Annotated in this window: 3 protein-coding genes; 2 read left to right on the plus strand and 1 reads right to left on the minus strand. The window is 68.8% G+C overall.

Annotation, left to right across the window (positions count from 1 at the left end):
- The coding region (locus AC1DYI_RS32160) for a pirin family protein (protein ID WP_477208175.1) at positions 1-685 on the minus strand (685 nt) is incomplete at its 3' end.
- A 112-nt stretch (positions 686-797) separates the two neighbouring features.
- Between AC1DYI_RS32160 and AC1DYI_RS32165 the strand changes: the two genes are divergently transcribed.
- A complete protein-coding gene (locus tag AC1DYI_RS32165) occupies positions 798-1796 on the plus strand; it encodes a LysR family transcriptional regulator (protein WP_477208176.1) in 999 nt (332 codons plus the stop codon).
- The coding region (gene gluQRS / locus AC1DYI_RS32170; RefSeq protein ID WP_477208177.1) for a tRNA glutamyl-Q(34) synthetase GluQRS at positions 1793-2649 on the plus strand (857 nt) is incomplete at its 3' end. The genes AC1DYI_RS32165 and gluQRS, both read left to right, overlap by 4 nt.

A 2649-nucleotide genomic window follows, 5' to 3' on the forward strand; every position in this document is an offset into this window, starting at 1 on the left:
CCAGCACGTCGGCGCCGCGGCCTTCGGACAGCTTCAGGCTCGTCTCGCCATCGAGCACCACGCCATCACCGGCGACCAGGCGCTGATGGCCGTTCAGCGTGATCTCGCCCTGCGCCACGTGCACATAGGCCAGGCGCTTCGGGTCCAGCGCCAGCTCGGCCGATTCGTCGCCGTCGAACAGGCCCGCGCGGATGGCCGCATCGGCATTCAACGTCACCGCGCCATCGCGGCCATCGGGCGCGGCCACCAGCCGCAGCTGGCCCCGCTTTTCGGCCTCGCCAAAGGCCTTTTGCTCGTAGCCCGGCGCCAGGCCCGCCTGGGCCGGCAGCAGCCAGATCTGCAAGAAATGGGTGCTCTGGCCTTCAGCGTGGTTGAACTCGCTGTGGCGCACTCCGGTGCCGGCGGTCATGCGCTGCACCTCGCCGGGGCGGATGGAAGCGCCGGTGCCGAGACTGTCCTTGTGCGCCAGCTCGCCTTCGAGCACGTAGCTGACGATCTCCATGTCGCGGTGGGCATGGGTGCCGAAGCCGGTGCCGGGCGCGATGCGGTCGTCGTTGATGACGCGCAGGTTGCCCACGCCCATGTGGGCCGGGTCGTAGTAGTCGGCGAACGAGAAGGTGTGAAAACTCTTGAGCCAGCCATGGTCGGCCACGCCGCGGTCTTCGGCCTTGCGTACGGTGATCATCTGAAAGCCTCCAATCTGTGTGTGCATCCAATGTAGGCAGTGGTGGCCTGCAGCGGGCCGCAGTGGCTCGAATCGACCTTTCAAATAAGATGAAGTCGACAATGCAAACGATATGGACCGAAGAAGCGCATTGACCCCCGACGCCCTGGCGATGATGGACACCATTGCCCGAACCGGCAGCTTTGCCGCCGCCGCCCGCGAGCTGGGCAAGGTGCCATCGGCATTGACCTACAGCGTGCGCCAGCTCGAAGACGCGCTGGACGTGCTGCTGTTCGACAGGCGCTCGCGCCAGGCGCAACTGACGGCAGCCGGCGAAGAGCTGCTGAACGAGGGCCGACGCCTGCTGGCCGAGATGGACGCGGTGGCGCAGCGCGTACGGCGCGTGTCCACCGGCTGGGAAACCGAACTGACGATCGCCGTCGACGACGTGCYGTCGCGCCTGACGCTGCTGGAGCTGTGCGAGTCGTTTTATTCGCTGCGGCCCAGTGGTGACAAAGAGCCCGGGCCGGGAACACGGCTGCGCCTGCGCACCGAGGTGCTCGCCGGCACGTGGGAGGCGCTGGTCTCCGGCCAGGCGGACCTGGCTTTGGGCGTGCCAGCCGACATGCCAGCGCCACCGGGCATCGAGATGAAGCCGCTGGGCTCGATGCCGTTCGTCTTCGCGATGGCACCGCACCACCCATTGGCCTCGCTGCCCGAGCCGATCGGCGATGAAGAGATCGTGCGCCACCGTGCGGTGGCCGTGGCCGACTCGGCGATGCGCATGGCGCGGATGACCGTGAACCTGCTGCCGGGGCAAGACGTGCTGACGGTGTCGAGCATGCAGGCCAAGATCGAGGCGCAGTTGCGCTGCCTGGGCTGCGGCTTCGTGCCCGAGGTGCTGGTGCGAGAGCACGTGCGCCATGGCCGGCTGGTGACCAAGCTGGTCAAGCGGCAGCGGCGTGTCGGCGGCATGGCCTACGCGTGGCGCAGCGCCGCCGTGCCGCAGCCGAAGAAGGCACCTCAGGGCCTGGCTTTGCAATGGTGGCTGCAGCAGCTGGAAAGCCCGGCCACGCGACAGGCGCTGCTCGAACGCCACTCGCCCCAGCACAGCCTGCGCGGCTGCGAATGAGCAGGCAAGCTCCGCCGGCGCCGTCGGTGCGATATGTCGGGCGTTTCGCCCCGTCGCCGACCGGCCCGCTGCACGCCGGCTCGCTGGTGGCGGCGCTAGCCAGTTGGCTGGACGCGCGTGCCCAACGTGGGCAATGGCTGGTGCGCATCGAAGACGTGGACACGCCGCGCTGCATGCCAGGTGTTGACCAGCTGATCCTGCAGCAGTTGGCCGCTTGTGGGCTGGTGCCGGACGAACCGCCGGTCTGGCAGTCGGCCCGCGGTGACCGCTACGAAGTGGCGCTACACCGCCTGCTCGCCACCAGCCGGGCCTACCCCTGTGCCTGCAGCCGCAAGGAGATCGACGAGGCACTGGCCGCGCTCGGCGTGCAGCACGAGCGCCACGGCGAGCGTGTCTACCCCGGCACCTGCCGCCACGGGCTGCACGGCCGCCCGGCACGCGCCTGGCGCCTGCGCACCGATGCGCCCGATGGCGGTGATCTATGGATTGAGTGGCAAGACCGCCGGCTGGGCCCGCAGCGGCAGCACCTGACCGCCGAGGTCGGCGACTTCGTGTTGAAGCGTGCCGATGGCCTGTGGGCTTACCAGCTGGCGGTGGTGGTCGACGATGCCGAGCAGGGCATCAGCCATGTCGTGCGTGGTGAAGATTTGGCCGACAACACGCCGCGCCAGATCCACCTGCAGCGGCTGCTGGGCGTGCCGACGCCGGACTACCTGCACACACCGCTGGTGCTGGCAGCCGACGGACAGAAGCTGTCGAAGCAGAACGGCGCGCAGGCACTGGACCTTGCCGATCCGTTCGCCACGTTGCGGGTGGCGGGCGAGGCGCTTGGCCTGCCCACACACCTCACGAC

This window comes from Ideonella sp. P3_A4, assembly GCF_056403075.1.